The sequence below is a fragment of the Pseudomonas sp. B19(2017) genome (assembly GCF_002113165.1).
Taxonomy (GTDB): domain Bacteria; phylum Pseudomonadota; class Gammaproteobacteria; order Pseudomonadales; family Pseudomonadaceae; genus Aquipseudomonas.
Genome location: NZ_NEJR01000003.1, coordinates 180,256 through 206,940 on the forward strand (window position 1 = coordinate 180,256; position 26,685 = coordinate 206,940).

20 protein-coding genes and 1 pseudogene are annotated in these 26,685 nt (G+C 64.9%); 8 read left to right on the plus strand and 13 right to left on the minus strand.

Going from position 1 to position 26,685, the window contains the following annotated elements:
• Nucleotides 1-106: 106 nt before the first annotated feature.
• The 5 genes and pseudogenes from CAF70_RS06625 to CAF70_RS28090 all read right to left on the minus strand — a co-directional run.
• Nucleotides 107-970: a LysR family transcriptional regulator gene (locus tag CAF70_RS06625; RefSeq protein WP_085623365.1), complete on the minus strand. Its 864-nt coding sequence runs from the start codon at nt 968-970 to the stop codon at nt 107-109.
• 159 nt (nt 971-1,129) lie between these two features.
• Entirely contained in the window at nt 1,130-1,978 is an 849-nt protein-coding gene (locus tag CAF70_RS06630; protein ID WP_085623363.1) for a proline/glycine betaine ABC transporter permease, read from the minus strand.
• Entirely contained in the window at nt 1,975-2,991 is a 1,017-nt protein-coding gene (locus tag CAF70_RS06635) for an ABC transporter substrate-binding protein (RefSeq protein WP_085623361.1), read from the minus strand. The genes CAF70_RS06630 and CAF70_RS06635 overlap by 4 nt, the downstream gene beginning before the upstream one ends.
• A gap of 105 nt (nt 2,992-3,096) precedes the next feature.
• The gene (locus CAF70_RS28085; RefSeq protein ID WP_370290277.1) at nt 3,097-3,852 is read right to left on the minus strand and encodes a methyl-accepting chemotaxis protein; all 756 of its coding nucleotides are present in this window, start codon (nt 3,850-3,852) and stop codon (nt 3,097-3,099) included.
• A 102-nt stretch (nt 3,853-3,954) separates the two neighbouring features.
• A pseudogene (locus CAF70_RS28090) lies at nt 3,955-5,241 on the minus strand (HAMP domain-containing protein); the annotation flags it as partial.
• Nucleotides 5,242-5,438: 197 nt separating this feature from the next.
• On the opposite strand from CAF70_RS28090, the gene CAF70_RS06645 reads away from it, so the two are divergent.
• On the plus strand, nt 5,439-6,758 hold the full coding sequence (locus CAF70_RS06645) for a Na+/H+ antiporter family protein (protein WP_085623357.1): 1,320 nt from the start codon (nt 5,439-5,441) through the stop codon (nt 6,756-6,758).
• A gap of 13 nt (nt 6,759-6,771) precedes the next feature.
• Here the strand turns inward: CAF70_RS06645 and CAF70_RS06650 are convergent, their stop codons facing one another.
• The 3 genes from CAF70_RS06650 to CAF70_RS06660 all read right to left on the minus strand — a co-directional run bounded on the left by CAF70_RS06650 (nt 6,772) and on the right by CAF70_RS06660 (nt 11,586).
• On the minus strand, nt 6,772-7,779 hold the full coding sequence (locus CAF70_RS06650) for a FecR family protein (RefSeq protein ID WP_085623355.1): 1,008 nt from the start codon (nt 7,777-7,779) through the stop codon (nt 6,772-6,774).
• Nucleotides 7,780-8,058: 279 nt separating this feature from the next.
• Nucleotides 8,059-9,828 carry an acyl-CoA dehydrogenase C-terminal domain-containing protein gene (locus tag CAF70_RS06655; protein ID WP_085623353.1) on the minus strand — a complete coding sequence of 590 codons (1,770 nt, stop codon included), beginning with the start codon at nt 9,826-9,828 and terminating at the stop codon, nt 8,059-8,061.
• A gap of 135 nt (nt 9,829-9,963) precedes the next feature.
• Nucleotides 9,964-11,586 (minus strand): acyl-CoA synthetase, encoded by a 1,623-nt coding sequence (locus CAF70_RS06660; RefSeq protein WP_085623351.1) that lies wholly within the window; start codon nt 11,584-11,586, stop codon nt 9,964-9,966.
• Between the two features lie 195 nt (nt 11,587-11,781).
• On the opposite strand from CAF70_RS06660, the gene CAF70_RS06665 reads away from it, so the two are divergent.
• The 5 genes from CAF70_RS06665 (at nt 11,782) to CAF70_RS06685 (ending at nt 17,266) form a co-directional block, all read left to right on the plus strand.
• Nucleotides 11,782-13,188: a sensor histidine kinase gene (locus CAF70_RS06665; protein WP_085623349.1), complete on the plus strand. Its 1,407-nt coding sequence runs from the start codon at nt 11,782-11,784 to the stop codon at nt 13,186-13,188.
• Nucleotides 13,189-13,197: 9 nt separating this feature from the next.
• Nucleotides 13,198-13,833: a response regulator transcription factor gene (locus CAF70_RS06670; protein ID WP_085623348.1), complete on the plus strand. Its 636-nt coding sequence runs from the start codon at nt 13,198-13,200 to the stop codon at nt 13,831-13,833.
• A 203-nt stretch (nt 13,834-14,036) separates the two neighbouring features.
• Nucleotides 14,037-14,510, plus strand: coding sequence for a MarR family winged helix-turn-helix transcriptional regulator (locus CAF70_RS06675; RefSeq protein ID WP_085623346.1), 474 nt, complete (start codon nt 14,037-14,039; stop codon nt 14,508-14,510).
• 30 nt (nt 14,511-14,540) lie between these two features.
• Nucleotides 14,541-15,734 (plus strand): HlyD family efflux transporter periplasmic adaptor subunit, encoded by a 1,194-nt coding sequence (locus tag CAF70_RS06680; protein WP_085623344.1) that lies wholly within the window; start codon nt 14,541-14,543, stop codon nt 15,732-15,734.
• Nucleotides 15,731-17,266, plus strand: a complete 1,536-nt coding sequence (locus CAF70_RS06685) for a DHA2 family efflux MFS transporter permease subunit (RefSeq protein WP_085623342.1) — start codon at nt 15,731-15,733, stop codon at nt 17,264-17,266. Before CAF70_RS06680 ends, CAF70_RS06685 begins: the two co-directional genes overlap by 4 nt.
• 49 nt (nt 17,267-17,315) lie before the next feature.
• On the opposite strand, the gene CAF70_RS06690 is transcribed toward CAF70_RS06685, so the two are convergent.
• Together CAF70_RS06690 and rsxC are read right to left on the minus strand one after the other, a co-directional pair.
• Nucleotides 17,316-18,263 carry an RnfABCDGE type electron transport complex subunit D gene (locus CAF70_RS06690; protein WP_085623340.1) on the minus strand — a complete coding sequence of 316 codons (948 nt, stop codon included), beginning with the start codon at nt 18,261-18,263 and terminating at the stop codon, nt 17,316-17,318.
• Nucleotides 18,260-19,660 (minus strand): electron transport complex subunit RsxC, encoded by a 1,401-nt coding sequence (gene rsxC / locus CAF70_RS06695; protein ID WP_085623338.1) that lies wholly within the window; start codon nt 19,658-19,660, stop codon nt 18,260-18,262. Before rsxC ends, CAF70_RS06690 begins: the two co-directional genes overlap by 4 nt.
• Nucleotides 19,661-19,911: 251 nt before the next feature.
• Here rsxC and CAF70_RS06700 point away from each other — a divergent pair, with 251 nt between their 5' ends.
• Together CAF70_RS06700 and CAF70_RS06705 are read left to right on the plus strand one after the other, a co-directional pair.
• Nucleotides 19,912-20,928: an FAD:protein FMN transferase gene (locus CAF70_RS06700; protein ID WP_085623336.1), complete on the plus strand. Its 1,017-nt coding sequence runs from the start codon at nt 19,912-19,914 to the stop codon at nt 20,926-20,928.
• A 75-nt stretch (nt 20,929-21,003) separates the two neighbouring features.
• A complete protein-coding gene (locus CAF70_RS06705) occupies nt 21,004-21,750 on the plus strand; it encodes an SDR family oxidoreductase (protein ID WP_085623334.1) in 747 nt (248 codons plus the stop codon).
• 9 nt (nt 21,751-21,759) lie between these two features.
• Here CAF70_RS06705 and CAF70_RS06710 read toward each other — a convergent pair whose 3' ends face one another.
• From CAF70_RS06710 to mapR, 3 genes are all read right to left on the minus strand, one after another.
• Complete coding sequence (locus CAF70_RS06710) at nt 21,760-23,454, minus strand: response regulator (protein ID WP_085623332.1); 1,695 nt, start codon at nt 23,452-23,454, stop codon at nt 21,760-21,762.
• A gap of 63 nt (nt 23,455-23,517) precedes the next feature.
• Nucleotides 23,518-25,173, minus strand: a complete 1,656-nt coding sequence (locus CAF70_RS06715) for a PAS domain-containing sensor histidine kinase (protein ID WP_085623330.1) — start codon at nt 25,171-25,173, stop codon at nt 23,518-23,520.
• 57 nt (nt 25,174-25,230) lie between these two features.
• Entirely contained in the window at nt 25,231-26,640 is a 1,410-nt protein-coding gene (gene mapR / locus CAF70_RS06720; RefSeq protein ID WP_085623328.1) for a GntR family transcriptional regulator MpaR, read from the minus strand.
• Nucleotides 26,641-26,685: the final 45 nt, after the last annotated feature.

Sequence of the window (26,685 nt, forward strand, 5' to 3'; positions counted from 1 at the left end):
GGCACAGACTACGGGTGCGGACCAATTTGTAAAAACGTTGTTTTCTTTACTGACTGTTGAGAAAAAATGCATGATTGCTCTGGGCCGCGCAGCGGCCCCGGCAGTTTCACGCCTCCAGCGCAGTCTTCAATACCGCACTCAAATGCCGCCGCTGGCTCTTCTCGTGCTCCAGCAACACCACCCGCCGAGTCAGCTGCGGTTCGCCAAAAGGCAGGCAGGTGGCTGGTGGCAAGCGTTGCAGGTCGTCATCGGCCATGGGGATGATCGCCACACCCAGGCCCATCACCGCCATGCGCGCCAGCGCTTCCTGGCTGTCCAGCTCCATCTGCTCGCTCACCTGCAAATGCTGCCGGCGCAGTTCCTGCTCGATCTGTCGCCCGGCCCAGGCACGCTTGTCGAAGCGCAGGAACGGCTGGCTGGCCAGCAGCTGTGGCACGCTTTGTCCGGCGAGGTCATGGCTGGCGATGGCCCAGAAGCGGTCTTCAAACAATGGCGTGAAGTCCAGGCTCTGCGGATAGGGGCTGACCGGCTCGGTGGTGATCGCCGCATCGAGCTCGCCGTCTTCCACGCGCCGTGCCAGCTCTGCCGACATGCCGGAGGCCACGCTGATGTGCAACTGTGGGTGGTGCGCCTTGATCCACACCAGCGCCTTGGGCAGGCGCCGCGCCAGCACTGTGTGGATGGCCCCCAGGCGCAGGCGGCCGCGCAGGCTCGGCCCGCTGGCCAGTGCATCGGCCAATTCGTCATAGGCCGCCAGAATGCTCTCTGCGCGGGCCACCGCCAGCTGGCCGGCTTCGGTCAGCGTCACCTGCCGGCGGCTGCGGTCGAACAGGGTGACCTGCAGCTCGTCTTCGAGGGTCTTGATGTGCAGGCTCACCGCCGAAGGGGTGAGGCTGAGCAGGTCGGCGGCCCGGGCGAAGGTGCCGTGCCGGGCAATGGTCACCAAGGTGCGCAGGGCTTTGAGGGACATGCGGGTGGGTCCGGTTTCAGGCTGACAGGGCTGCATTGTCAGGCCCGGCCCTTTCGCAGCACAAGGCTGCTCCTACAGGTATTGCGCATGGCCGAACCATGGCGCTATCCCTGTCGGAGCAGCCTTGTGCTGGGAAAGGGTCGGTACAGACAACACTCCTCAGCGCTGGTTACGCCCGTAGGCCTGGCTGATCCGGTCGATCACCATCGCAAGGGCGACAATCGCCAGCCCGGCCTCGACGCCTTGGCCGACATTCAGGGTCTGGATCCCCGACAGCACATCTTCGCCCAGCCCGCGGGCGCCGATCATCGAAGCCACCACCACCATCGACAGGGCCATCATCACCGACTGGTTGAGCCCGGCCATGATGCTCGGCAGCGCCAGCGGCAGCGCGATACGCCGCAACCGCTGCCAGCGGCTCGCCCCCAGACCATGCGCGGCTTGCAGCAGCGAAGGGTCGATCTGGCTCAACCCCAGTTCGGTCAGCCGCACCAGTGGTGGCAGGGCATAGATCAGCGTGGCGAACACGGCGGGCACCTTGCCCAGACCGAACAGCATCAGCACCGGGATCAGGTAAACGAAGGCCGGCAGTGTCTGCATCACATCCAGTACCGGCAACAGCAACCGCTTCGCCAATGGCCGGGCAGCCAGCAGGATGCCCAGCGGCACGCCCACCAGCACGCAGAGGCCGGTACTGACCAGCACCAAAGCCGTGGTCTGCAGCAGTTTGTCCCATAGCCCGAGCATGCCGATCAGGGCCAGCAGCGCCACCAGTACCGCGCTGCGCAGCAAGCTGCGGCTGGCATGCCAGGCGAGCAGGCCTACCAGCAATAGCAGCAGCCACCAGGGCAGCAGGCGCAGCAGGGTTTCCAGGCCGACCAGCAGTTGCAGCAACTGGTCAGAGAAGCCGCGCAGGTGATCGCCGTAATTCAGCACCAACCAGTCGACCAGCCGGTTGACGCTGTCGGCAAAGGAGAATTGCAGGGCTTGGGGGAAGCCGCCGCTCACAGGCTGCCCTCGACCTTGGTGGCAATGTCCGCAGGCAACCAGGCTTTCCACACTTCGCGGTTATTGCGCAGGAAGGTAAGGGCTGCGTCGCGGGGCGGGGTGCGCTGTTCGCTCATGTCGGCCAGCGCCTTGTTCAGTCGGTCGATGGGCAGGTCGACCCGCTCGAACACGCTCACCAGTTCCGGGTAGCCCTCGCGAAAGGCCTTGGACACGCCAATCGACAATTTGGCTGGCAGCGAGCTGCTACCCTTGGGCTCGGGGTTGCCGGCATCGGTGAGGGTGGCCCAGGCTTGGGCATCGAAAGGGGGCTCTTGCAGGCGTATGAGCTTGTAACGCCCCATCAAGGGGGTCGGGTTCCAGTAGTAGAACAGCACCGGCTGGCCACGGCGGATGGCCGAGCCGATTTCGGCATCCATTGCAGCCCCGGAGCCACTGCGGAAGTTGGTATACAGATCATTCAGCCCGTAGGCCTTGAGTTTCTGGCTGTTGACGGTCTCGGATGTCCAGCCGCTGGGGCTGTTGAGAAAACGCCCTTTGTCGGGCGACTCGGGGTCGCGGAACACCTGCGGGTAATGCTTGAGGTCGTCGACGCTGCGCAGGTCGGGCGCCATGGGCCTGAGCTTGCGTGCGGTATCGCCCTCGATCACGTAGGCCGGTACCCACCAGCCTTCTTCGGCGTTCTTGACCGTGTCGCCCAACGCGAACACCTGGCCGGCCTGTTCTGCCTTGACCCAGGCAGGGCTGCGCCCGGCCCATTCCTCGGCTATTACCTGCAGATCGTTGCGCGCCAGTGCCACCTCCATGCTGACGGTACTGCCGGGCAGGGTGTCAGTGGGGTAGCCATACCCGCGCTCCACGATCAGCCGCAAGATCTCGGTGGTGAGCGCGCCGCTTTCCCAACCGATGGCGCCAAAGCGGATGGGCGTGGAGCGTTGCGCCGAAGCGGCGCTATCGGTGCTGGCCAAGCCGACTGCGAGCAGCAGGCCGGCCAGCAGCGTCGGAATCTTTTTCATGGGGCCTCTTGGAGTGGCGCTACTGAGTTGCCGCAAGTGTAGACGACCGGCTCCGGGCCCGGCAGGAAGGCCGCTGCAAGCGACTGGCAGCGGCCTGCAGGCGCCTCAGACGCGGAACTGGTCCATCAGCGCCTGTTGCTGGTTGGCCAGGCTGTTCAGCGACTGGCTCACCCGCGCCGACTCGTTGGCTTGCCCCGACAGCGACTCGGTGACATCACGGATGGTTGCCACGTTGCTGTTGATTTCCTCCGCCACTGCGCTTTGTTCCTCGGCGGCCGAGGCGATTTGCAGGTTCATGTCGGTGATCACCGTCACCGCCTGGCCGATGCGCTGCAGCGCGGTGACGGCCTGGCCAACCTGCTGCACGCCGCCCTGGGCCTGGCGGTGGCTGTTGTCCATGGCCCCGACCACTTCGCGGGTGCCGTTCTGCAACGCTTCGATCACCTGGCGGGTTTCCTCCACCGACTCCTGAGTGCGCTGGGCCAGGTTGCGCACCTCGTCCGCGACCACGGCAAAGCCACGGCCGGCTTCACCGGCGCGGGCCGCCTCGATGGCGGCGTTGAGCGCCAGCAGGTTGGTCTGTTCGGCGATCGAACGGATCACCTCCAGCACCGAACCGATCTTCTCGCTGTTCTGCGCCAGGCCCTCGACTTCGGCCATGGCGTTGCTCATGTCGGCGGCCAGGGCATCGATGCTGTGGGTGGTGCGGTCTATCACCGCCAGGCCTTCGCGAGTGGCCTGGTCGGCGTCGCGGGCGGCCTGCGCGGCCTGGGCGGCGCTGCGGGCGACGTCCTGCGCGGTGGCACTCATCTCGTGCGAGGCAGTGGCCACCTGATCGACCTGGCGGTACTGCTGCTCCATGCCGGCGCTGGTCTGCGCGGCAATTGCCGAAGACTGGTCGGCGGTGCCACGCGCGGCCTGCACCGAGCGTTTGACCTCGGCGATGGTCGGCTGCAGCTTGTCGAGGAAGCGGTTGAACCAGCCGGCCAGTTCGCCCAGTTCGTCCTGCTTCTGGTAAGTCAGGCGGCGGGTCAGGTCACCTTCGCCGCTGGCGATGTCCTTGAGCATGCTTGCCACGCCGAGGATCGGCCGGGTAACGCCGCGGGCCATCAGCCACACCATCAGCAGGCCGGCAATCGCCGCCGCCAGGCCCAGGCCAAGTTCCAGCAGGGTGCCGCTGGTGTTCAGCGCGTCCAGTTCCTGTTTCAGCGCTTCGGCCGGCCCGGTCAGGGCGTTTTCCGGTACGTCCAGCAGCACGCCCCAGGGCTGGGCGTCCGGTATCGGCCGGAACGCGGCCAGCACTTTCAGGCGCTGCTGGTCGTGCACGATGGTCATCTTGCCGTCGGCCAGCTTGCGCACCAGTTCGGCACCCTTGGCGCTGTCGACCTGGTCGAAGCGCTGGGCCAGCTTGCTGGCGTCGGCGCTGTAGCCGGCCAGCAGGCCGACCGGGCTGAGGATGCCGACGGTGGTACGGCCTTCGTACAGGCTGCGGCTGGCCTCCTGGCTCAGGGCCTGCAGGCTGTTGAGGTTGATGTCGATGGACAGGGTGGCGATCACCTTGCCGTTTACCGCCAGCGGGAAGACGATGCTGGTCATCAGCACCTGCTGGCCATCGATGTCGTAGAAGTAGGGTTCCACCACGCACACCTTGCCGGACGTGCGTGGGCACACCCACCAGGTATTGGCAGGCTGGCCGCTGGGGCCGATCTCGGTGTTGGCCATGTCATGCTCGGGCAAGGCCATGGCCGTCAGCTGGCCGACACGCGGTTGCGACCAGTACAGGGCGAAGCGCCCGGTCTCGTTGCTGCCCAGTTCCGCCTTGCCGGCGAACAGGCTGTCCTTGTTGTCCAGGGCATTGGGCTCGAACACCAGCGACAGGCCGAGCAGGTCAGGGTTGGCCTGCAACGCAGCGCGCACCTGGCGGGTCATGTCCTCGCGCAGGTCGAAGGCATCGAGAAAGCGCTTTTCAGCCTGCTCGCGCAGGAACAGCACCTGGCGGGCGAACCCGGCGCCGTACTGGTAAGCGTCCATGAACTGGCGGCGGATGTTCAGCGCCTGCACCTCGCCCTGCGACTCGATGCGCGACTGCGCCGACTCGGTCAGCATCTGCATGCTGCTGGCCTTGACCAGGTCCGAGCTGTGGTCCATGCGGTACAGCGACAGGCCGACGAGCAAGGTGACGATGCCGGCCAGGCAGAGACCGGCGAGCAGGGTGATCTTCCACTGGATGGAAAGTTGTCGCAAAGGCATGGGGGTGGATCCCTTGTAATAAGAGTGTGGCTGACGATTGTTTCGGCCATCGCGGGCTTTTCTTTATTCGAACGTTCAATTTAACCGCCGGGCCGCACGAGGCATTGGTAATGCGCCGTAACATGGCGTTTTTGACATCGGCAGCCCACTGCGGCACAGTGCGCGCTTTTTTTCTGTCGCAATGAGGTAAGCCAACCATGAATGCTGTGATCGCCGCGGTCGGCATCATGCTGATACTCAGCCTGTCCCGCGTGCACGTGGTCATCGCCCTGATCATCGGGGCCCTGGCCGGCGGGCTGGTGGGCGGCCTGGGTATCGAGGGTACGCTCAAGGCCTTCAACGGCGGCCTCGGCGGCGGGGCCACGGTCGCCCTGTCGTATGCACTGCTGGGCGCATTTGCCGTGGCCATCGCCAAGTCCGGCCTGGCTCACGCCCTGGCCGACCGCGCCCTGGTCATGATCGAGCGCCAGGGCCATGCCGATGGCGGCAAGTTCAAATGGCTGCTGGTTGGCCTGATGCTGGTGGTGGCGGTGTCGTCGCAGAACATCCTGCCTATCCACATCGCCTTCATCCCGTTGCTGGTGCCGCCGCTGTTGTACGTGCTGACCCGCCTGCGCATCGACCGTCGGCTGATCGCCTGCGTCATCACCTTCGGCCTGATCACCCCCTACATGTTCCTGCCCGTGGGCTTTGGCAAAATCTTCCTCAACGAAATCCTGCTGGCCAACGTGGCCCGCGCGGGTGTCGACGTGAGTGGCGTGAATGTGACCCACGCCATGGCCATCCCGGCCGCCGGCATGTTGGCCGGCCTGTTGCTGGCGGTGTTCATCAGCTACCGCAAGAAGCGTGACTACGACCTGGCGCGCATCGAGCAGGTGGAGCAGGTGAGCGTGCAGTACAACCCGCTGACCCTGCTGGTGGCAGGGCTGGCGATTGCTTCGGCGTTCATCGTGCAGTTGTGGCTGGACTCGATGATCATCGGCGCCATGGTCGGCTTCCTGATCTTCTCGCTGTCGGGCATCGTGCGCTGGAAAGACACTGACGACCTGTTCACCGAAGGCATGAAGATGATGGCCATGATCGGCTTCATCATGATTGCCGCCTCGGGCTTTGCCGACGTGATGAAGGCGACCGGTGACGTGAAGAGCCTGGTGGAAGCCTCGGCGCAGTGGATCGACCACAGCAAGGGCATCGGTGCCTTGCTGATGCTGTTGGTGGGCCTGCTGGTGACCATGGGCATCGGTTCGTCGTTCTCCACCGTGCCGATCCTGGCCGCGATCTTCGTGCCGCTGTGCGTGCAGCTGGGCTTCGACCCGCTGGCCACAGTGTGCATCGTGGGTACTGCCGGTGCCCTGGGTGATGCGGGCTCGCCTGCCTCGGACTCGACCTTGGGCCCGACCTCGGGGTTGAACGTGGACGGCCAGCACCACCATATCTGGGACACCGTGGTGCCTACCTTCATCCACTACAACCTGCCACTGCTGGCGTTCGGCTGGTTGGCGGCGATGACGCTGTAAGGCGGGAAGGGCATCAGCCCTTGTCGGGCGGCGGCGAGATGCGGTTGAGCACGGTGCTGCCGTCCTTGCTGCGGGTCAGGTAGACCGGCAGCACCTTGGGCAGGTTGTTGACCAGCCGCCCCACCTCGCGGGTGTTGTAGATGCCGCTGATGCGGATGCGGCCGGTGCTGGCATCGGCCAGCAGCAAGGGCGCATCGAGGTAGCGGTTGATCATTGGCAGCGCCTGTTCCAGGCTCAGGTTGTCGAGCACCAGTTTGCCGTCACGCCAGGCCAGGCTGTTGCCGTAGTCGTCGCTCTGCTCCAGTTGCGGCTCGAAGTCGCCCTTGTGGTAGCTGGCCTGCATTCCCGGGCCCAGGCGGTAGCCACCGGCGCTGCCGTCGCTGGACACCAGTACCGAACCTTCCACCAGCGTGACCTTGACCTGGTCCTGGTACTTCCACACGTTGAACTGGGTGCCGGTGACGCGGGTCTGGCCACGACCGGCATGCACGACGAACGGGTGGTTGCTGTCGTGCTTTACCTTGAAGAACGCCTCGCCACGCTCTAGCGTGACCTGGCGTTGGTCCTTGTAGTTCAGGTAGGTGAGCTCGGTGTTGAGGTTGAGCTGTACCGTGCTCCCGTCACTCAGTTGCACGGTCTGCATGCGCGTGCCGGCTTCGAAGTGCTGGTAGTGGTTGGGCAGCCAGCCTTGTTCCCAGCCCACCCAGCCGGCCAGCGGCAGCACTGCCAGGGCGATCGCGGCAGCGGATGCCAGCCGTCGCCAGTTGCGCGGGCGCGCGGCCTTTTGCACAGGCGGGTTGAAGTCGATGACGGTGGCATTGCGCGGCAGCAGGTCGGCGGTTTGCCAGATTTCCAGCATCGCCTGGTATTCCTCGGCATGCCGCGGGTCGGCCGCCAGCCAGCGGGCGAAGGCCTCGCGCTCGGCCGCCGTGCAATCTTCGGCGTGCAGGCGCATGCACCAGTGCGCGGCGGCGTCGGTGATGGCATCGTCTGGGCTGGGATTGAGGCGGTCGTGGTTCATTGCGGCTCCGGATTTTGCGCATTCTACCCTTGCAGGAGGGCTCCCGAGAACCGAGGTAATGGCGAATGACTATCAGTTGTGCCGGTTTTTCGTCGGATTGGCAATGGTTTTCCAGCGTTTGAGAACCCTTCGCGCAGGCAAACAATGGCTGAAATCGTTGGGGCTGCCTTGCAGCCCATCGCCGGCAAGCCGGGCTCCCACAAGGACTGCACAAGGTCTTGGGCCTGCGCGATCCCTGTGGGAGCCCGGCTTGCCGGCGATGAGGCCGGAGCAGGAAGATCAGAATTGTTCGGCTGTCATCCCATAAAGACTTGCACTTCCCGCCCGAATACTCGCCTCCAGCCCCAACCCCCGCGGCAACACCCGCTGGAAGAAAAACTCCGCACAGGCAAGCTTGGCCCCATGAAACGCGTCATCTTCGTCACGCCTGGCCAACGCCACCGCCGCCATCCGCGCCCACATATAGGCATACGCAGTCAGCCCGAACAGCTGCAGGTATTCCACTGCCACCGCGCTGACCAGGTTGGCGTCCTCGCCGGCACGTGCCCGCAGCCAGGCGCTGGTAGCTTCCAGCCGCGTCAGGCTGGTTTGCAGGGCCTCACGGTGCAACGGTGCATCCACGCTGAAGGCCCGCACCTCGGCGGCGAAGCTTGCCAGCGCCTGGCCACCGTCGGCCAGCACTTTGCGCCCGAGCAGGTCGAGGGCCTGGATGCCGTTGGTGCCTTCGTAGATCTGCGCGATGCGTACGTCGCGCACGCGCTGCTCCTGGCCCCATTCACGGATGTAGCCATGGCCGCCGTACACCTGCTGGCCGAGCACGCAGCTTTCCAGGCCGTTGTCGGTGAAGAACGCCTTGGCCACCGGCGTCAGCAGCGCCACCAGGCGCTGCGCATGCTCGCGTTCGCCGGCGTCTTCGGCGTAGCGCGCCAGGTCCAGCTGCTGGCCGACGTAGGCGGCAAACGCCCGGCCACCTTCGGTGAGGGTACGCATGGTCAGCAGCATGCGCCGCACGTCGCCGTGGTGGATGATCGGGTCGGCCGCCTTGTCCTGTGCCTGCGGGCCGCTGGCGGCACGGCTTTGCAGGCGTTCGTTGGCGTAGCGGGCGGCGCTCTGGTAGGACGCCTCGGCACAGCCGATGCCCTGGATGCCGATGGACAGGCGCTCGTAGTTCATCATGGTGAACATCGCCGCCAGGCCCTTGTTCGGCTCACCCACCAGGTAACCGACGGCACCGTCGAAGTTCATCACGCAGGTGGCCGAGGCCTTGATGCCCATCTTGTGTTCGACCGAGCCGCAATGGGCGGCGTTGCGCGTTCCCAGGCGGCCGTCGGCCTCGACCAGGTACTTGGGCACCAGGAACAGCGAGATGCCCTTGGCGCCCGTGGGCGCATCCGGCAGCTTGGCCAGCACCAGGTGGACGATGTTCTCGGTCAGGTCCTGTTCGCCGCCGGTGATGAAGATCTTGCTGCCGCTGATGCGATAGCTGCCATCGGCCTGGGGTTCGGCGCGGCTGCGGATCAGCCCCAGGTCGGTGCCGGCATGGGGTTCGGTGAGGCACATGGTGCCCGCCCAGCGGCCTTCGTACAGGGGCGGCAGGTAGGTGGCCTTGAGCGTTTCGCTGGCGTGGGCATCGATTGCCAGGCAGCTGCCGGCGCTCAATGCCGAATACAGGCTGAAGCTGCAATCGGCGGCGTAGAGCATTTCTTCGAACAGTACACCGAGCATTTTCGGCATGCCCATGCCGCCATGTTCGGGGTTGCCACCCAGGCCGACCCAACCGCCTTCGCGGTAGGTGTGCCAGGCCTCGCGGAAGCCATCGGGGGTGGTGACAACGCCTGCGTCGAAGCGCACGCCTTGCTCGTCACCGTTGCGGCTGAGCGGGGCAATCAGCTGGCCGGTGACTTTGGCTGCTTCCTCGAGGATGGCGTCGGCCGTGTCGGCGTCGATGCGTTCGGCCAGGGCGGGCAGGCGGGCCCACAGTGCCGGGGCGTTGAATACATCATGCAGGACGAAGCGCATGTCGCGCAGGGGGGCGGTGTAGGTGGTCATCGGGAGCTCTTGGAATAATGGAAATATGGGCTGGCCTCTTCGCGGGCACGCCCGCTCCCACAGGTAAAGCACAGGGTTCGAGGCCGGTGCCGTCCCTGTGGGAGCGGGCATGCCCGCGATGAGGCCACCACTGGATCAGAGGGCTTTGGCCCGGTCGCGCAGCACGTACTTCTGGATCTTGCCGGTAGAGGTCTTTGGCAATTCGCCAAACACCACGGTCTTCGGCACCTTGAACCCGGCCAGGTGCTCGCGGCACCAACTGGTGATGTCGGCTTCGCGGGTGTCTTCGCGGCCCGGCTTGAGGGCAACGAAGGCGCACGGGGTTTCCCCCCATTTTTCATCCGGGCGCGCCACCACCGCGGCTTCCAGTACCGCCGGGTGCTTGTACAGGGCGTCCTCGACCTCGATGGTGGAGATGTTCTCGCCACCGGAAATGATGATGTCCTTGAGCCGGTCCTTGATCTCGACATAGCCGTCGCTGTGCCACACGGCCAGGTCACCGGTGTGGAACCAGCCGCCACGGAAGGCTTCGGCGGTGGCCTCGGGGTTCTTCAGGTAGCCCTTCATCACCGTGTTGCCACGCATGAAGATCTCGCCCAGGGTGTTGCCGTCGCGCGGTACCGGCTCGAGGGTTTGCGGGTCGGCGACCATCAGGCCGTCGAGAGTCGGGTAGCGCACGCCCTGGCGGGACTTGATCCGTGCGCGATCCTCCAACGACAGTTCATCCCATTCGTCATGCCAGGCACATACGGTTACCGGGCCGTAGACTTCGGTCAGGCCGTAGGTGTGAGTGACCCGGATGCCCATCTCTTCCACGGCGCCGATGACCTTGGCAGGTGGCGCGGCGCCGGCGACCATGGCCTGCACCGGGTGCTCGATGGCTGCCTTGGCCGCCTCGGGCATGTTGACCAGGGCGTTGAGCACGATCGGCGCGCCGCACAGGTGGCTGACCCGGTGCTCGCGGATCAGGTTCAGGATCTTCTGCGGGTCTACCCGACGCAGGAACACATGGGTGCCGGCCAGTGCGGTAATGGTCCACGGGTAGCACCAGCCGTTGCAGTGGAACATCGGCAAAGTCCACAGGTACACCGGGCGGTGGCCCATGGCCCAGACCATCTGGTTGCCCAGGGCGTTCAGGTAAGCGCCACGGTGGTGGTAGACCACGCCCTTGGGGTTGCCGGTAGTGCCAGAGGTGTAGTTGAGCGAGATTGCCTGCCACTCGTCATCGGGCCATTGCCAGGCAAAGTCCGGGTCGCCTTCGGCGAGAAACGCTTCATAATCCAGTTCGCTGACGGCACGGCCTTCGCCGTACTCCGGGTCATCCACGTCCACCACCAAAGGCGGGTGTTCGAGCAGGGCCAGGGCCGCCTCGATGACGGTATGGAATTCGCGGTCGGTGATCAGCACCTTGGCCTCCCCGTGCTGCAGCATGAAGGCGATGGCCTCGGCGTCCAGGCGGACGTTCAGGGTGTTGAGCACGGCGCCGGTCATGGGTACGCCAAAATGGGCTTCGAGCATGGCCGGAATGTTCGGCAACATCACCGCCACGGTGTCGCCTCGGCCGATACCCCGGCCCACCAGGGCGCTGGCCAGGCGCCGGCAGCGCTGGTAGGTCTGTTGCCAGTTGCGGCGGATGGCACCGTGGATCACCGCCGGGTAATTGCCGTATACGGCAGCGGTGCGTTCGATGAAGCTCAGCGGGGTGAGGGCGACATGATTGACGGCAGCGGGCATCAGGCCCTGGGCATAGATCGACATGCGGTAATCCTGTAGGGGAGGCAGGCACAACCTGTGCGCTTGGCCCCCGGTGGCTGATTGTTAGCTCTGTTCAGGGTGCAGGGAGGCGGACGGTGAGCCGCTCCCCCTTGTCGCAGTTTTACGCGAGTCGCTATGGTATTAGGAATATCGACCATAGCAATATAGTAGAACTACTATAACAACGAGCCGCCTACCGTGGACAACACTGCCTACCCCCTGCTCTCCAAGGACCCACAACCCAGCCTGATGCTGGCCGGCGACGCCAGGCCGCTGGCACTCAACCCGGCGCTGCAAGCCTGGGTCGATGAAGGCCCGGCACTGGCCAGCTGGCTGCCGGGCAACTGCGCCGCCCTGGTGCGCGCCTGCCTGCGCCAGCGCCGGGCGATCGCCGAGGTCGAAGTGCAAGTCGGCGAACGCATCGTGTTGTGGAGCTTTATCCCAGACGACCAGGGCCAGCAGGTGCTGGCGCGTTGCCGCGACGCCAGTGACGAGCGCCACGGCGCACGCGAGGCCAGTCGCGCACGGCGGCTGTACCGGCTGATCATCGAGAACACCACTGACCTGATCTCCCGGCATAGCCCCGATGGCCGTTTCCTCGATGCTTCGCCGGCGGCATTCCGCCTGCTTGGCCTGTGGCCCGAACAACTGCGCGGCATGGCCGTGCATTCCCTGCTGCACCCCCGTGAGCGCCGCCAGGTGCTGCGACAGGCCGCCGCCGCCCTGGACCAGGATGGCTACCACACCATGACCTGCCGGGTACGCCAGGCCGCAGGCGGCTACCGCTGGTTCGAAATCGCCAGCCGGGCTATCCGCGAAACATACACCGGCGCGGTGGTGGAGGTGGTCAGCGTGTCACGTGACATCACCCTGCGCATCGAGGCCCAGGAAAGCCTGGCGCACAGTGCCCGGTTGGCCACCTTGGGCGAGCTGGCTTCGGGCATAGCCCACGAGATCAACCAGCCGTTGGCGGCAGTGGTCAACTACGCCAATGCCAGCCAGCGCTACCTGCAGGGCCTGGAGCGCGACCCGCAAGCCCGCGAGCGGGTGGGGCAGGGCCTGCAGCGCATCAGCGAACAGGCCACCCATGCCGCCGACGTGATACGCCGCCTGCGCGCCTTTCTGCGCAAGGGGCCGCGCCGCCTGCAGGCGCTGGACGTGGCCGAGGTGGCGGGCGAAGCCATGCGCCTGTGCGCCTGGGAGGCCGCGCGTGATCAGGTGGTGGTCGAGCTGCGCATGAGCGCGCAGCTGCCGTTGGTATATGCCGACCGGGTACTGCTGGAGCAGGTACTGGTGAACCTGCTGCGCAACGCCATCGATGCCAACCGCGAGCAGCATGGCGAGCGGCCGTCACGTATCCTGCTCGGCGCCGCGCGCGATGGCGATGGCGTGCTGGTCGAGGTGGCCGACCAGGGCCCGGGCGTGGCACCCGAGCGCCTGGATGAAATCTTCACGCCGTTCACCACCAGCAAGGCTGATGGCCTGGGCCTGGGCCTGAGCATGAGCCGCAGCCTGATCGAAGGCTTTGGCGGCAGCCTGTGGGCGCGAACCGGTGACAATGGCGGTCTGGTACTGTGCTGCCGCCTGACGGTCAGCAGGGGATAAGGGGAGAGGGTGGTGCAAGCGAAAGTGTATGTGGTCGATGACGACCAGGGTATGCGGGACTCGACAGTGTGGTTGCTGCAGTCGGTGGGCTTGCAGGCCTTGCCGTTCGCCGACGGGCAGGCGTTTCTCGATGCCTGCGTCGACGATGGGCCGGCCTGTGTACTGCTGGACGTGCGCATGCCGGGGTTGGGCGGGTTGGCGGTGCAGCAGGCGATGCGCGAGCGTGGCCTGGGTTTGCCGGTGATCTTCGTCAGTGGCCATGCCGATGTGCCGATCGTGGTGCGGGCATTCAAGGCCGGCGCCTGCGACTTCATCGAAAAACCCTACAACGACCAGTTGCTGCTCGATAGTGTACAGGCCGCGCTGGAAAGCGCCGGGCGGGCACACCAGGGCGACCAGGTGCTGGCTCGGGTGCAGGCGCGTATCGATGGCCTGACCCCGCGCGAGCGTGACGTGTTCGTGCCACTGGCCCAGGGGCTGAGCAACCGCGAGATTGCCGAGCGGCTGGGCGTCAGCGTGAAGACGGTGGACCTTTACCGGGGGCGGGTGATGAAGCGGTTGCAGGCGGACAGCCTGGCGGAACTGGTGGGTATGGCCATTGCCTGCGGGGCGGTTGAGGCGTTGGGCCTGCGAGCGCTGTCGTAACAGCAGTCATCGATCCCTGTGGGAGCGGGCGTGCCCGCGAAGCAGGCACCGCAGTGGATGGCACGGGCGTCGCCCGTGTTCGCGGGCATGCCCGCTCCCACAGAGGAGCCAAATCATGAAATTTTCCATAGCAGCCTAATCAAAGCTTTGACATTCACTGCCTAGGCAGTAATATTTTCACACAATTACCCGAGCAGCTTCCGATGGCCCATTTCTCCCCCGAAAACTTCCAGACCTGCGCCATTGGCATGCTGCTTGGCCGTGCGGCGATCCTCAAGGACCGCATTCTCGACTGGCACCTCGAATCCGAAGGTGTCACCGCCGCGCAGTTCAAGGTGCTGATCATCGTCACCCAGTACCAGGTAGACACCCCGGCCGAGCTGTGCCGCTACCTGGGCCTGGATAGCGGGTCGATGACCCGCATGCTCGACCGCCTCGAGCAGAAGGAACTGATCGTGCGCAACCGCTGCGCCGACGACCGTCGCCAGGTGCGCCTGGCCCTTACTACCGATGGCCAGCGCCTGGCTGACCGCCTGCCGGAAATCGGCGCGGCGGCCATGAACGAGTTGTGCGGAGCGCTGGCACCCGAAGAGCTCGAGGCCCTGGAAGGCTTGCTGGCCAAGGTTCTGCTCGCTGCCGGCGACCCGTTGACGATCCGCCGCTTCGGCGATCGTTGATCCCTGTCACGAATTATCCAAGGTATTGTCATGGCCACTCCTGCAGACACCCCGACTCCCTCCGCTGCGCCCGAGCCGTCGCGCAAACGCAAAGCCTGGTTGCTTGGCCTGCTGTTGCTGCTGATCCTGGCCGGTGTCGGCGCCTGGGCCTGGTACAGCCTGGTCGGGCGCTGGCACGAAAGCACCGACGATGCTTACGTCAACGGCAACGTGGTGGAGATCACCCCGCTGATTACCGGCACCGTCACCAGCATCGGTGCCGATGACGGCGACCTGGTCCATGCCGGCCAGGTATTGCTGCAATTCGACCCGGCTGACAGCGAGGTGGCCTTGCAGTCCGCCGAAGCCAGGCTGGCGCGCAGCGTGCGTCAGGTGCGCGGGCTGTACAGCAACGTCGACTCGCTCAAGGCCCAGCTGGAGACGCGCCAGGCCGAACTGCGCAAGGCCCGGCAGGACTTCAACCGGCGCAAGGTGCTGGCCGACAGCGGTGCAATTGCTGCGGAAGAATTGTCCCATGCCCGCGATGACCTGAGCGTGGCCGAGGCTGCCGTCAACAGTGCGCGCCAGCAACTCAGCACCAGCAGCGCGCTGGTCGACGACACCGTGGTGTCCTCGCACCCCGAGGTGATGGCTGCCGCCGCCGACGTGCGCCAGGCCTACCTCGACCACGCGCGTACTACCCTGGTGGCGCCGGTCACCGGCTACGTCGCCAAGCGTACCGTGCAACTGGGCCAGCGCCTGCAGCCGGGCACTGCAACCATGGCAGTGATCCCGCTGGACCAGGTGTGGATCGACGCCAACTTCAAGGAAACCCAGCTGCGCAACATGCGTATCGGCCAACCGGTGCAGATCAGCGCCGACCTGTACGGCAGCGAGGTCAGGTACAGCGGCACGGTCGACAGCCTCGGCGCCGGCACCGGCAGCGCCTTTGCACTGTTGCCGGCGCAGAATGCCACCGGTAACTGGATCAAGATCGTCCAGCGCGTACCGGTGCGCATCCACCTCAGCCCCGACCAGCTCAAGGATCACCCGCTGCGTATCGGCCTGTCCACGGTGGTCGAGGTCGACTTGCACGACCAGAGTGGCCCGGCCTTGGCTGAGCAACCACCGCAGCAGGCCAGCTACACCACCCAGGTGTATGACCGCCAGCTGGTCGAAGCCGACAACCTGATCGCCCGGCTGATCCACGAAAACAGCGCAACCGGCAAGACGGCCCAGCGATGAGCAACAACGCTGCTGCCCAGTTCACGCCGCCGAGCTTGCTGCTGACCACCATCGGCCTGTCACTGGCGACGTTCATGCAGGTGCTCGACACCACCATCGCCAACGTGGCCTTGCCAACCATTTCCGGCAACCTGGGGGTGAGCTACGAGCAGGGCACCTGGGTCATCACCTCATTCGCGGTGAGCAACGCCATTGCCCTGCCGCTGACCGGCTGGCTCAGCCGGCGGTTTGGCGAGGTGAAACTGTTCATCTGGGCGACGCTGCTGTTCGTGCTGGCGTCGTTCCTGTGCGGTATAGCTCGGTCGATGCCGGAGCTGGTCGGTTTTCGCGTGTTGCAGGGCGTGGTGGCCGGGCCGTTGTACCCGATGACCCAGACCTTGCTGATCGCCGTCTACCCGCCGGCCAAGCGCGGCATGGCCCTGGCGCTGCTGGCAATGGTCACTGTGGTGGCGCCGATTGCCGGGCCGATTCTCGGGGGCTGGATCACCGACAGTTACAGCTGGCCGTGGATCTTCTTCATCAACGTGCCCATCGGCCTGTTCGCCGCTGCCGTGGTGCGCCAGCAGATGCGCAGCCGGCCGGTGGTCACCAGTCGCCAGCCGATGGACTACATCGGCCTGCTGACGCTGGTCATCGGCGTCGGCGCCTTGCAGGTGGTGCTGGACAAGGGCAATGACCTGGATTGGTTCGAGTCGTCGTTCATCATGCTCGGCAGCCTGATCTCGGTGGTGTTCCTGGCGGTGTTCGTGATCTGGGAACTGACCGACCGTCACCCGGTGGTCAACCTGCGCCTGTTCGCGTACCGCAACTTCCGTGTCGGTACCATCGTGCTGGTCGGGGGGTATGCGGGGTTCTTCGGCATCAACCTGATCCTGCCGCAGTGGTTGCAGACGCAGATGGGCTATACCGCGACGTGGGCAGGCCTGGCGGTGGCACCGATCGGCCTGTTGCCGGTGCTCATGTCGCCGTTCGTGGGCAAGTACGCGCACCGCTTCGACTTGCGCGTGCTGGCCGGGCTGGCGTTCCTGGCGATCGGCAGCAGCTGCTACATGCGTGCCGGGTTCACCAGCGAGGTGGACTTCCAGCATGTGGCGCTAGTGCAGCTGTTCATGGGTATTGGCGTGGCGCTGTTCTTCATGCCGACGTTGAGCATCCTGCTGTCCGACCTGCCACCGCAGCAGATTGCCGATGGCTCCGGGCTGGCGACCTTCCTGCGCACCTTGGGCGGCAGTTTTGCGGCGTCGCTGACGACCTGGATCTGGATTCGTCGGGCGGATCAGCACCATGCCTACCTGAGCGAGCACATCAGCCAGTTCGACCCGGCCACGCGACATACCCTGGAACAGCTGGGCGGGGCCAACCCGCAGAGCTATGCGCAACTGGAGCAGATACTCAACGGGCAGGCGTACATGATGTCGACGGTGGATTATTTCACCTTGATGACCTGGGTATTTGCCGGGTTGATCCTGCTGGTATGGTTCGCCAAACCACCCTTTACCGCCAAGGCGGGACCGGCGTCGGCAGGGCATTGAGCCGGGCCAGGGCAAGGCTCAACGCTGTTGCGCTTGTCAACTGTCCTGATCAAGTACTCGCGGCGTACCAGGGGCGTTGTGCACGTAGCACCAACCGGTCGATTTGCGGCACCAGCAGGTTGCCGGCCAGCACGGCGAAGCAGAGACCGTCGGCATATAGCCCGAATTCGCGAATCAGTTCGGTGAGCGTGCCAACGGTCACGCCGAAGAGAATGCGACCGGTGCGTGTATCGGGGCTGGTGACCGGATCGGTGGCGATGAAGAAGGCGGTGAAGAGGTAGCCACCGAGGCTGAGGTTGTACACGGCTTCCTGCAGGCTATGGCCGGCGGCCATGCACAGCAATACGGTGCTGGCGAGCATCGCCAGTGGAATCTCGATTCGGATCACCCGCAACAAAGCCAGCAGCAAACCGCCGGCAATGTAGCCGTACCCCGACAGATTGTGGGTGATATGGGTGAATTCGTTCTGCGCCAGTTGCGTGGCGCCGGCAAACGCATCGAGATCCAGACGCGGCACCAACTGTAGCTGTTGCAGCAGAACCGTCTTCAGGCCCAGGGTTGCGGTCCAAGGGGTATGGTTCGAGGGTGCGGGGTACAGCTGCTGGTAGAAGCAGATGGCAACGACCCCCAAGCCCACCATGGCAGGGTTGAGACGGTTGCGACCAAGGCCTCCACTGGCGTGCTTGCAGAGCGCGAGCGCGGCAAAACTGGCCACGGCGATCATCCACAGAGGCACCAGCAGCGGCAGTGCCCGAGCCAGAATCAGGCCTAGCACCAGCCAGCTGAGATCGCTTAAACCCTCGCGTACATGGCACCCGCGCAGGCGCAGCAGGGCTGCTTCGAAGCCCAGGGCGAACAGCACGCACCAAAAGGTTTGCAACCAGACCACAACGCCGAATTGCCAGGCGTACAGGACCGTGCCCGGCAGGAGGCACAACACCACCAGCAGCATCACCGTGCGCAGCCGTTGTGGAACGGGATGGCGTATCAGGCTCATGCGCGGACCTCGGCCTTGCTCTGGCGAAAGCGTTCGCGCAGCGGGATATTGCTTGGGCAGACGCTGCTGCAGCTGCCGCATTCGATACAGGCATCCAGGCGCAATTGCTGCAGGCTGGCCTTGTCCAGGCGTTCGGCTGCAGCGTAGAGATCCAGCGGCCTGAGCGACATCGGGCAGACATCCACGCAGCGTGTACAGCGAATGCAACTGCCTGCGGGGCGGGTTGCCGGCAGGTACCGTTCAGCGCCGAATATCAGGCAACTGCTGGTCTTGCTGACGAAGGCGTTTGCGGCCGGTAGCGGCAGCCCCATCATCGGGCCGCCGACCTGGGTCATCTGTCCTGTGGGCGACGCGCCCGCCATCGCACGCAGTTCGCTGACCGGGTAACCCACCGGCACCCGGACATTTCCGGGGTGCTCGCAGTCACCGGTCAGCGTCAGCACGCGGCTGATCAATGGTTCACCCTGGAAGACGGCCCGGCCCAGTGCGTAGAGCGTTGCAACATTCAGCGCCAGCACGCCGATATCGGCAGGCCGACTCCCTGGCGCCAGGTTGCGGCCGCTCAGGCTCTTGATCATCAACGGCTGCCCACCTGCCGGGTAACGCTCCGGTAGCGGACATATCTCGACCCGGGTGCGTGCCTGGCGAGCGGCGGCACGTAACGTGGCCATCGCCTCTGGTTTGTTGGTTTCGATGCCAAAACGGGTTGCCGTTATTCCCAGCAGCGCGGCAACATAGTCGGCGGCCTCGATCAACGCTTCGGCATTCTCGCGCATGAGGCGATCATCGCAGGTAAGGAAGGGCTCGCATTCGGCACCGTTGATCAGCAGCAGGTCGGGCTGCTGGGCACCGGCCAGCTTGAGGGCAGTCGGGAAACCCGCCCCGCCAAGGCCGACGATTCCCATCTGCAATGCGCGTTCTACCAGTGCCTCGGGCGTATGCGGCAGGCCCGGCAGCGGGCGTTCGACCCACTCATCCAGGCCATCTGCGTTCAGCATGACGGCCATGACGGGCTCGGCCGAATCGGCGGCGAAGGCGAGATCAATCCGATCCACGATGCCGGAGGTACTGGCATGTACCCAAGCGGAGGTGTCATCGCCAATACCGATCACTTCACCCTTGCGCACATGCTGGCCCGGCTGCACGCAAGGCTGGACAAACCGGCGACCCCGACCGAGCGGAATCGCCAGCTGGATCTGGCCGACCGTGACCGGTGCAACCGGCGTGGCGTTGGACAATTCCTTGTATCCCTTGAGCTCGATCCCTCCATGCCAACTACGCTGAGAAGATGAGGCGATGGCCAGCAGGCGCCGCCAGAAAGGCTTCTGTTGCGGCTGACGTTGAGCGCGGATGCGGCTCTGCAGGCGTTCGACGCTCTGCAACGAATGGCTAGACATATTCTGTCCTCCAGATTTTGGGCAAAGAGCGCCCGTGTGCGCTTGTGCGCACAATGGTTTTTATTGCGTCCGGGACGTTTGGCGGAAAGGGAGCGGGAGGTTGAACATCCGCGCACTTCTGAGTGTAAAACGAGGAATTTGTTCGGTTTTTAACCAGACTTGCTGATGAACGGTAGGCCAATTGCCATCTTGCAATTTCTGGTGAAATAGCCTGCGCCGCGCAACGGCGGCCAGTGTCTGCGAGGTGTCGAATGATGCGCGCAAGCCTGCTGGTGATGCTGGTCACGTTGCTGTATGGCTGCGGCGAAAGGATCGAACGCTTCGGTGGGCCGACCATGGGGAGCACGTATTCGATCCAGTACGTAGCCACCGCGCAGACGCCTGATTCGCGGCAAGTAAAAGCCGAAGTCGAGCTGATTCTGGAGGCGCTCGACAGGCAGTTTTCCAACTGGCGCGGCGATTCCGTGGTTTCCCGCTTCAACGCTCTGCCGGCCGGGGCCTGTCAGGCGGTGACGGAAGAGATGCGGCAATTGCTGGTGTACGGTGAGTCGCTGTTCCGCGAGAGTGGCGGGGCTTTCGACCTGACGGTGTTGCCATTGATGAACCTCTGGGGCTTTGGCCCGCAGTCCCGCGGGAAGCAGGTGCCGGACACCAGCGCGCTGGCACGGGCGCAGGCACGAGTCGGCCACCAGCACTTGCACCTGGATGGCGAAACGCTGTGCAAGGATGTGGCGGCGCAGCTGGACTTCGACAGCATGCTCGCCGGTTATGCCGTGGATCGGGTCGGCGCCAGGCTTGCGGCCCTGGGTATCCAGGCCTATCTGGTCGAGATCACCGGCGAACTCAAGGGTATCGGCCGCAAGCCGGATGGCTCGCCCTGGCGCATCGCCCTCGAGGTACCGAGTGGCGGGGGTGAGCAGCAAGTGGAGCGCGCCATCGCCCTGGATGGCTACGGCGTCGCCACGGCCGGTGATTACCGCAACTATTTCGAGGAAGGCGGCCAGCGCTATTCGCACACCTTCGATCCACGCGTCGGCCGGCCGGTCAGGCACGCGCTGGCGGCAGTATCGGTGGTCGACCCTTCGGTGCTGCGTGCCGATGCTCTGGATACACTGTTGATGGTGCTTGGACCGGAGGAAGGCTATGCCTTCGCCGAGCGGCATGAAATCGCCGCCTATTTCATCATGCACCAGGGGCTGGGTTTCGCCGCGCGGGCGACGCCGCGATTCGAGGTGTTGTTTCCCAGGCCGGGCACGCCCAGGCCGTAGCTGAAGGGAGGTGATTCCCACGCGCAGCCTTTTCACCTATTGTCGAGGCTCCCTTTTCAAATGATTGGCAGACCCATGGAGAAAGTCATCGTCATCACCGGTGCCAGCCGCGGCATTGGCGCAGCCACGGCACTGCTGGCCGCCCGCCAGGGTTACCGCATCTGCATCAACTACCACAGCGACGAGCAGGCCGCCGAGCACATCCTCGACCAGGTCCGCCAGCTGGGCGCCAAGGCCATCACCGTACGCGCCGACGCCAGCGTCGAAGACGAGATCATCCAGCTGTTCCAGCGTGTGGACGAAGCGCTCGGCCCGGTCACCGCACTGGTCAACAATGCCGGCACTATCGGTCAGCAAAGCCGGGTCGACGACATGTCCGAATTTCGCCTGCTAAAGGTCATGAAAACCAACATCGTCGGCCCCATGCTCTGTGCCAAGCACGCGCTGCTGCGCATGGCGCGCCGGCACGGCGGGCAAGGCGGGGCGATCGTCAACGTGTCGTCGGTGGCCGCACGCCTGGGGTCGCCCAACGAATACGTGGACTACGCCGCGTCCAAGGGCGCCCTCGACACTTTCACCCTCGGCCTGGCAAAGGAAGTGGCAGGCGAGGGCGTGCGGGTCAATGGCGTACGCCCAGGTTACATCCATACCGGCTTCCATGCGCTGTCCGGCGACCCCGACCGGGTCAGCAAGCTCGAGCCCGGCTTGCCCATGGGCCGCGGCGGGCGCCCCGAGGAAGTGGCCGAGGCCATCCTCTGGCTGCTCTCGGACAAAGCCTCGTACTCCACCGGCAGCTTCGTCGACCTGGGCGGCGGGCGCTGAGCGCGCCGGTCAATCCTCCAGCAGCGTGCGTACCCGTTCGGCCAGCACTTCCAGCTCGAACGGCTTGGTCAGCACCTGAGTGCCTTGCAACAACTGGCCGTCACTGTGCGCCGCGCTTTCGTCGTAGCCGGTGATGAACAACACCTTGAGGTCGGGGTAGCGCTGGCGGCAACGTTCCGCCAGCTGGCGGCCGTTCAGGCCGCCGGGCAGGCCGATATCGCTTAGCAGCAGGTCCGGGCGCTGGGCCGTCTGCAGGTGGGCAAGGGCGGTCGGGCCATTCTCGAATGCGTCGACCAGGTAGCCCAGCTCTTCCAGCACCTCGCAGACCACCACGCGCAAGGCAATCTGGTCTTCGACCAGCAGGATACGCTGTGTGGCCGTGCTGTTTTTTTCCTGCCGCAGGCGCTGTGGCCTGGGTGGCGGGGCTTCGGGGGCCTGGTGGTGGCGGGGGAGCAGAAGTTCGATGCGGGTGCCTTCGCCAAGGGTCGACAGCACCCGTAGCTGCCCGCCTGACTGGCGCACGAAACCGTAGGTCATCGACAAGCCCAGGCCCGTGCCCTGGCCCATCGGTTTGGTGGTGAAGAACGGGTCGACTGCACGCTCGGCCACCTCTGCCGACATGCCATTGCCGTTGTCGATGATACTCAGCCGTACGTATCCGCCAGCTGGCAGTTCCAGTGCGCGGGCTTGCTCGTCGTCGAGCAGCAGGTTGTCACCGAGGATATCGATCACACCGCCGGCAGGCATGGCATCGCGGGCATTGATGCACACATTGAGCAGGGCGCTTTCCAGTTGCGGCGGGTCGATGAAGGTCGGCCACAGCGGGTAGGGGAACTGGCTGGTCAGGGTGATGGAAGGGCCGATGGTACGGCGCAGCAACTCTTCCATGCCGCCCACCAGCGTGGCCACCTGCGTGGAGCAGGGCTGCAAGGTCTGCTGACGGGAGAATGCCAGCAGCCGGTGTACCAGCGAAGAGGCCCGCCGTGCGGAATCGCTGGACAGCTTCAGCAACGGCTCCAGGGCGTCGAAACGGGATTGCTCCAGGCGTTGTTGCATCAGCTCCTGGGCACTCAGGATGCCACCCAGCAGGTTGTTGAAGTCGTGGGCGATGCCGCCACTGAGCTGGCCGACCGCTTCCATCTTCTGTGCCTGGCGCAGGGCCTCCTCGGCCTTGGCCCGTTCTGCCAACGCCGCATTCACCCGTTGTTCCAGCTCCTCGTTCAGGCGCTGCAGGGCAAGCTCGGCCCGCCGTCGTTCAGTAACATCCTTGAACAGTACCGCCACCTGACGCTTTTCGGCAGGCTCTACCCGGAAGGTGGTCACCGACAACACATGCCCGGTGGCGATCAGTTCCTGCTCGAAATGCAGGGGCTCGCCCGTGCGCAGCACCGCGCCATAACGGGCGACCCAGTCATCGGCCTCGTCAGGCACCATCTCGCGCAGTTTCTGCCCGACCACGTTGGGGATACCGGCGTGCTTGGCGTAAGCCGCATTGGCCAGCACATGCACATAGTCACTCAGCGGGCCGTGCGGGCCGTCGAAAAACTCGATGATGCAGAAGCCTTCGTCCATGGTGTCGAACAGCGAGCGATAGAAGTCCTGATCGTGTTGCTGATGACTTGCCAGGCGGGCTTCCAGCAACGCGTTCTGCCGCTGCAGGGCTTCGACTTGTTGGTGCAGTGAATGCAGGTCGCGGAAGGGCATGCCGAAGTCCGACAGTAAATGAAGCCAGGACTTTAGCGTGTTCGGCAACTGGCGAATAGCCAGTTAACGCGGGAGTGGTGCAATGCCCAGCAGCCGCTCGACCCGTTCGCCGAGGGTCTTCAGGTCAAAGGGTTTGTGCAGCAGTTCGGTGCGCCTGTCCGGCCGGCCAACGTGCACCGTATCGGCGGTGTCATAGCCGGTAATCAGTAAAACCGGGGTATGCCCCACGAGGTCCTGGTAGGCCTCTGCGAGCTGGTAGCCGTCGATTTGCCCGGGCAGGCCGACATCGGTGATCAGCAAGTCCGGTGGTGGCCCTTTCTGCAACGATTCGAGCGCCCGGGGGCCAGCCTCGAAAGCCTCCACCTGGTGGCCCAGTTCGGTCAGCACTTCGACCAGCACCAGGCGCAAGGCAGGTTGGTCCTCCACCAGCATTATCCGGCGCCCGCGCGGCTGCACGGGGGCGGCGGTGGTTGCGGCCGGCGCCTCGTGGCAGGTTGCGGGGGCGTTCTTGTCCCGAGGCAGGTACAGGTGAATGCAAGTGCCTCGCCCGATGACGCTATCGATCAGCAACTGCCCCCCAGACTGGCGGACAAAGCCATAGACCATGGACAACCCCAGGCCGGTGCCCTGGCCCAAAGGTTTGGTGGTGAAAAAGGGTTCGAGGGCGTGCTCCTGCACCGCACTGGACATGCCCACGCCGGTGTCCTCGACACGAATGTGCAAATAGTGGCCCGTCGGCAGGTCCAGGCGCTTGGCCTCGGATGGGACTAAATCGGCGTTTTCGCAGCCGATGCGCAAGGTACCGCCCAGCGGCATGGCGTCACGGGCATTGATGCACAGGTTGAGCAGGGCGTTTTCCAGCTGTAGCGGGTCGATGCAAATCGACCATTGCGCGGCCTGCGTCTGGTCCTGGAAGTCAATGTGCGGGCCGGTCGAGCTGCGGATCAAATCATGCATGTCGGCAACCAGGCGCTGCACATCCACCGCTTGTGGCATCAGCGTCTGCTGGCGCGAAAAGGCCTGCAATCGTTGCACCAGGGCTGCGGCGCGCAGTGCGTTGCTGCGGCCGAGCTCGAGCATGCGGGCTGTGTCGGCAAAGCGTTGCTGGCCCAGGCGTTGCTCTGCCAGCTCCAGTATGCCCAGCAGGCTGCCCAGCAAGTTGTTGAAGTCGTGGGCGATACCGCCGGTCAACTGGCCGACCGCCTCCATTTTCTGCGACTGGCGTAGCGCCTCTTCGGCGTGGCGCAGGCGTTCCTGCTCGGCCATGCGTTCGGTGATGTCGTAGGCAAACAGGTACCCGCCCTGGATCTGCTGCTGCGCATCGCGCAACGGGTGGTAGCGGATTTCGTAATGACGGGGAGCGTCAGGCGGGCCCAGGGTGATGGTATCGATGAAGGCTTCGCCGGCCAGCACGCGTGGCCACACCGGTGCCAGGCGGCCCATGATGTCCGGTTGGTTGGCCAAAAACTGCGGCACATAATCGCCGATCTGCGGCACGAAGCCACGGTAATGCTCGAAGGTTTCCCGGGCCATGCGGTTGATGGCTATCAGGCGCAGCCTGCGGTCGGCAGCAAACACGTTGGCCAGGCTGTTGTCGAGCAGTTCGCCCAGTAGCTGGATGTGCGCCTGTGCAGTGTTGTCGCGCTCGGCCAGGCGGGCTTCCAGCTCTGCGACGCGCGCTTGCAGCTGTGCCAATGACGGGAGCGAATCTGCTTGCATGACGATGGCCCGGTGAGCGGATCGGGCAACTATAGTCGCTCACCGGATCATCAGCCATCAGAACGAGCGGATGATCCGCCCCAGGGTTTCCATGGCCCGTTCGGCATCCTCATGCCAGGGGCTGCCGTAATTCAGGCGGATGCAGTTGTCGAAGCGCCGGGTGGGCGAGAAGATCGGCCCGGGGGCAATGCTGATGCCTTGGGCCAGTGCCATGTGGAACAACTTGAGGGCGTCCATCTGTTCGGGCAGCTCCAGCCACAGGAAGTAGCCGCCGGACGGTTGGCTGACCCGCGTCTGCGCCGGAAAGTGCCGGGCGATGGCCGCCAGCATGTTGGCCTGCTGGCCTTCCAGGGCATAGCGCAGCTTGCGCAGGTGGCGGTCGTAGCCGCCATGCTGCAAGTAGTCGGCGATAGCCGCCTGGGCCGGCATCGAAGCACACAGCGAGGTCATCAGTTTGAGCCGCTCGATCTTTTGCGCAAAGCGCCCGGCCGCCACCCAGCCGATGCGGTAGCCCGGCGCCAGGCTCTTGGCGAACGAGCCGCAGTGCATCACCAGCCCCTGGGTGTCGAACGCCTTGGCCGGTTTGGGTGCCTGTTGCGCGTAGTACAGTTCGGCGTACACGTCGTCTTCGATCAATGGCACCTGATAACGCGCCAGCAGCTCCACCAGTGCCTGCTTTTTCGCCTCCGGCATGCTGGCACCCACCGGGTTCTGGAAGTTGGTCATGCACCACACGGCCTTGACCGGGTGCTTTTCCAGCGTCTGCGTCAGCACGGCCAGGTCCATGCCTTCGCGCGGGTGCACAGGAATTTCCACTGCCTTGAGCTTGAGCCGCTCCAGTACCTGCAGGCAGGCATAGAAGGCGGGGGCTTCGATGGCCACCAGGTCACCAGGCTGGGTGACGGCCTGAAGGCACAGGTTCAGGGCTTCCAGCGCGCCGTTGGTGATCAGCAGTTCCTCCATCGGCAGCATCAGCCCACCGACCATGTAGCGCAGGGCAATCTGCCGGCGCAGCTGCGGGTTGCCGGGCGACAGGTCGGTCACCACCATGCGCGGGTCCATGCTGCGGCTGGCGCTGGCCAGCGAACGCGACAGGCGTTGCAGCGGGAACAGTTCGGGGCTGGGGAAGGCCGAGCCGAACGGCACGGTGCTGGGGTCCTTGATCGAGTCGAGGATCGAGAACACCAGCGCGCTGACGTCGACATCGGTGGACTCGCTGACCGGCTGCAATGCCTGCGGCTCGCTGAACTGGCGCGGGGCGTGGGCGTTGACGAAGTAGCCCGAGCGCGGCCTGGCACGGATCAGCCCGCGCCGCTCCAGCAGGTAGTAGGCCTGAAACACGGTGGACGGGCTGACCCCGTGAGTCTGGCTGGCATAGCGCACCGAGGGCACGCGCTGGCCGGGGCCCAGCACCCCGGAGCGGATCAGTTCGGCGATATCGTCGGCAAAGCGTTCGTAGCGTTTCATTCTGGCCTTCTGTCGAAGCCTGGCAGGCAAGGTTGGGTCAGTGTA

Coding starts and splice junctions, on each gene's coding strand:
- CAF70_RS06625 (WP_085623365.1), bottom strand. CDS start 970: ATGTCCCTCAAAGCCCTGCGCACCTTGGTGACCATTGCCCGGCACGGC.
- CAF70_RS06635 (WP_085623361.1), bottom strand. CDS start 2,991: ATGAAAAAGATTCCGACGCTGCTGGCCGGCCTGCTGCTCGCAGTCGGC.
- CAF70_RS28085 (WP_370290277.1), bottom strand. CDS start 3,852: ATGGAGCAGCAGTACCGCCAGGTCGATCAGGTGGCCACTGCCTCGCAC.
- CAF70_RS06645 (WP_085623357.1), top strand. CDS start 5,439: ATGAATGCTGTGATCGCCGCGGTCGGCATCATGCTGATACTCAGCCTG.
- CAF70_RS06650 (WP_085623355.1), bottom strand. CDS start 7,779: ATGAACCACGACCGCCTCAATCCCAGCCCAGACGATGCCATCACCGAC.
- CAF70_RS06655 (WP_085623353.1), bottom strand. CDS start 9,828: ATGACCACCTACACCGCCCCCCTGCGCGACATGCGCTTCGTCCTGCAT.
- CAF70_RS06660 (WP_085623351.1), bottom strand. CDS start 11,586: ATGTCGATCTATGCCCAGGGCCTGATGCCCGCTGCCGTCAATCATGTC.
- CAF70_RS06675 (WP_085623346.1), top strand. CDS start 14,037: ATGGCCCATTTCTCCCCCGAAAACTTCCAGACCTGCGCCATTGGCATG.
- CAF70_RS06680 (WP_085623344.1), top strand. CDS start 14,541: ATGGCCACTCCTGCAGACACCCCGACTCCCTCCGCTGCGCCCGAGCCG.
- CAF70_RS06685 (WP_085623342.1), top strand. CDS start 15,731: ATGAGCAACAACGCTGCTGCCCAGTTCACGCCGCCGAGCTTGCTGCTG.
- CAF70_RS06690 (WP_085623340.1), bottom strand. CDS start 18,263: ATGAGCCTGATACGCCATCCCGTTCCACAACGGCTGCGCACGGTGATG.
- rsxC (WP_085623338.1), bottom strand. CDS start 19,660: ATGTCTAGCCATTCGTTGCAGAGCGTCGAACGCCTGCAGAGCCGCATC.
- CAF70_RS06700 (WP_085623336.1), top strand. CDS start 19,912: ATGATGCGCGCAAGCCTGCTGGTGATGCTGGTCACGTTGCTGTATGGC.
- CAF70_RS06705 (WP_085623334.1), top strand. CDS start 21,004: ATGGAGAAAGTCATCGTCATCACCGGTGCCAGCCGCGGCATTGGCGCA.
- CAF70_RS06710 (WP_085623332.1), bottom strand. CDS start 23,454: ATGCCCTTCCGCGACCTGCATTCACTGCACCAACAAGTCGAAGCCCTG.
- CAF70_RS06715 (WP_085623330.1), bottom strand. CDS start 25,173: ATGCAAGCAGATTCGCTCCCGTCATTGGCACAGCTGCAAGCGCGCGTC.
- mapR (WP_085623328.1), bottom strand. CDS start 26,640: ATGAAACGCTACGAACGCTTTGCCGACGATATCGCCGAACTGATCCGC.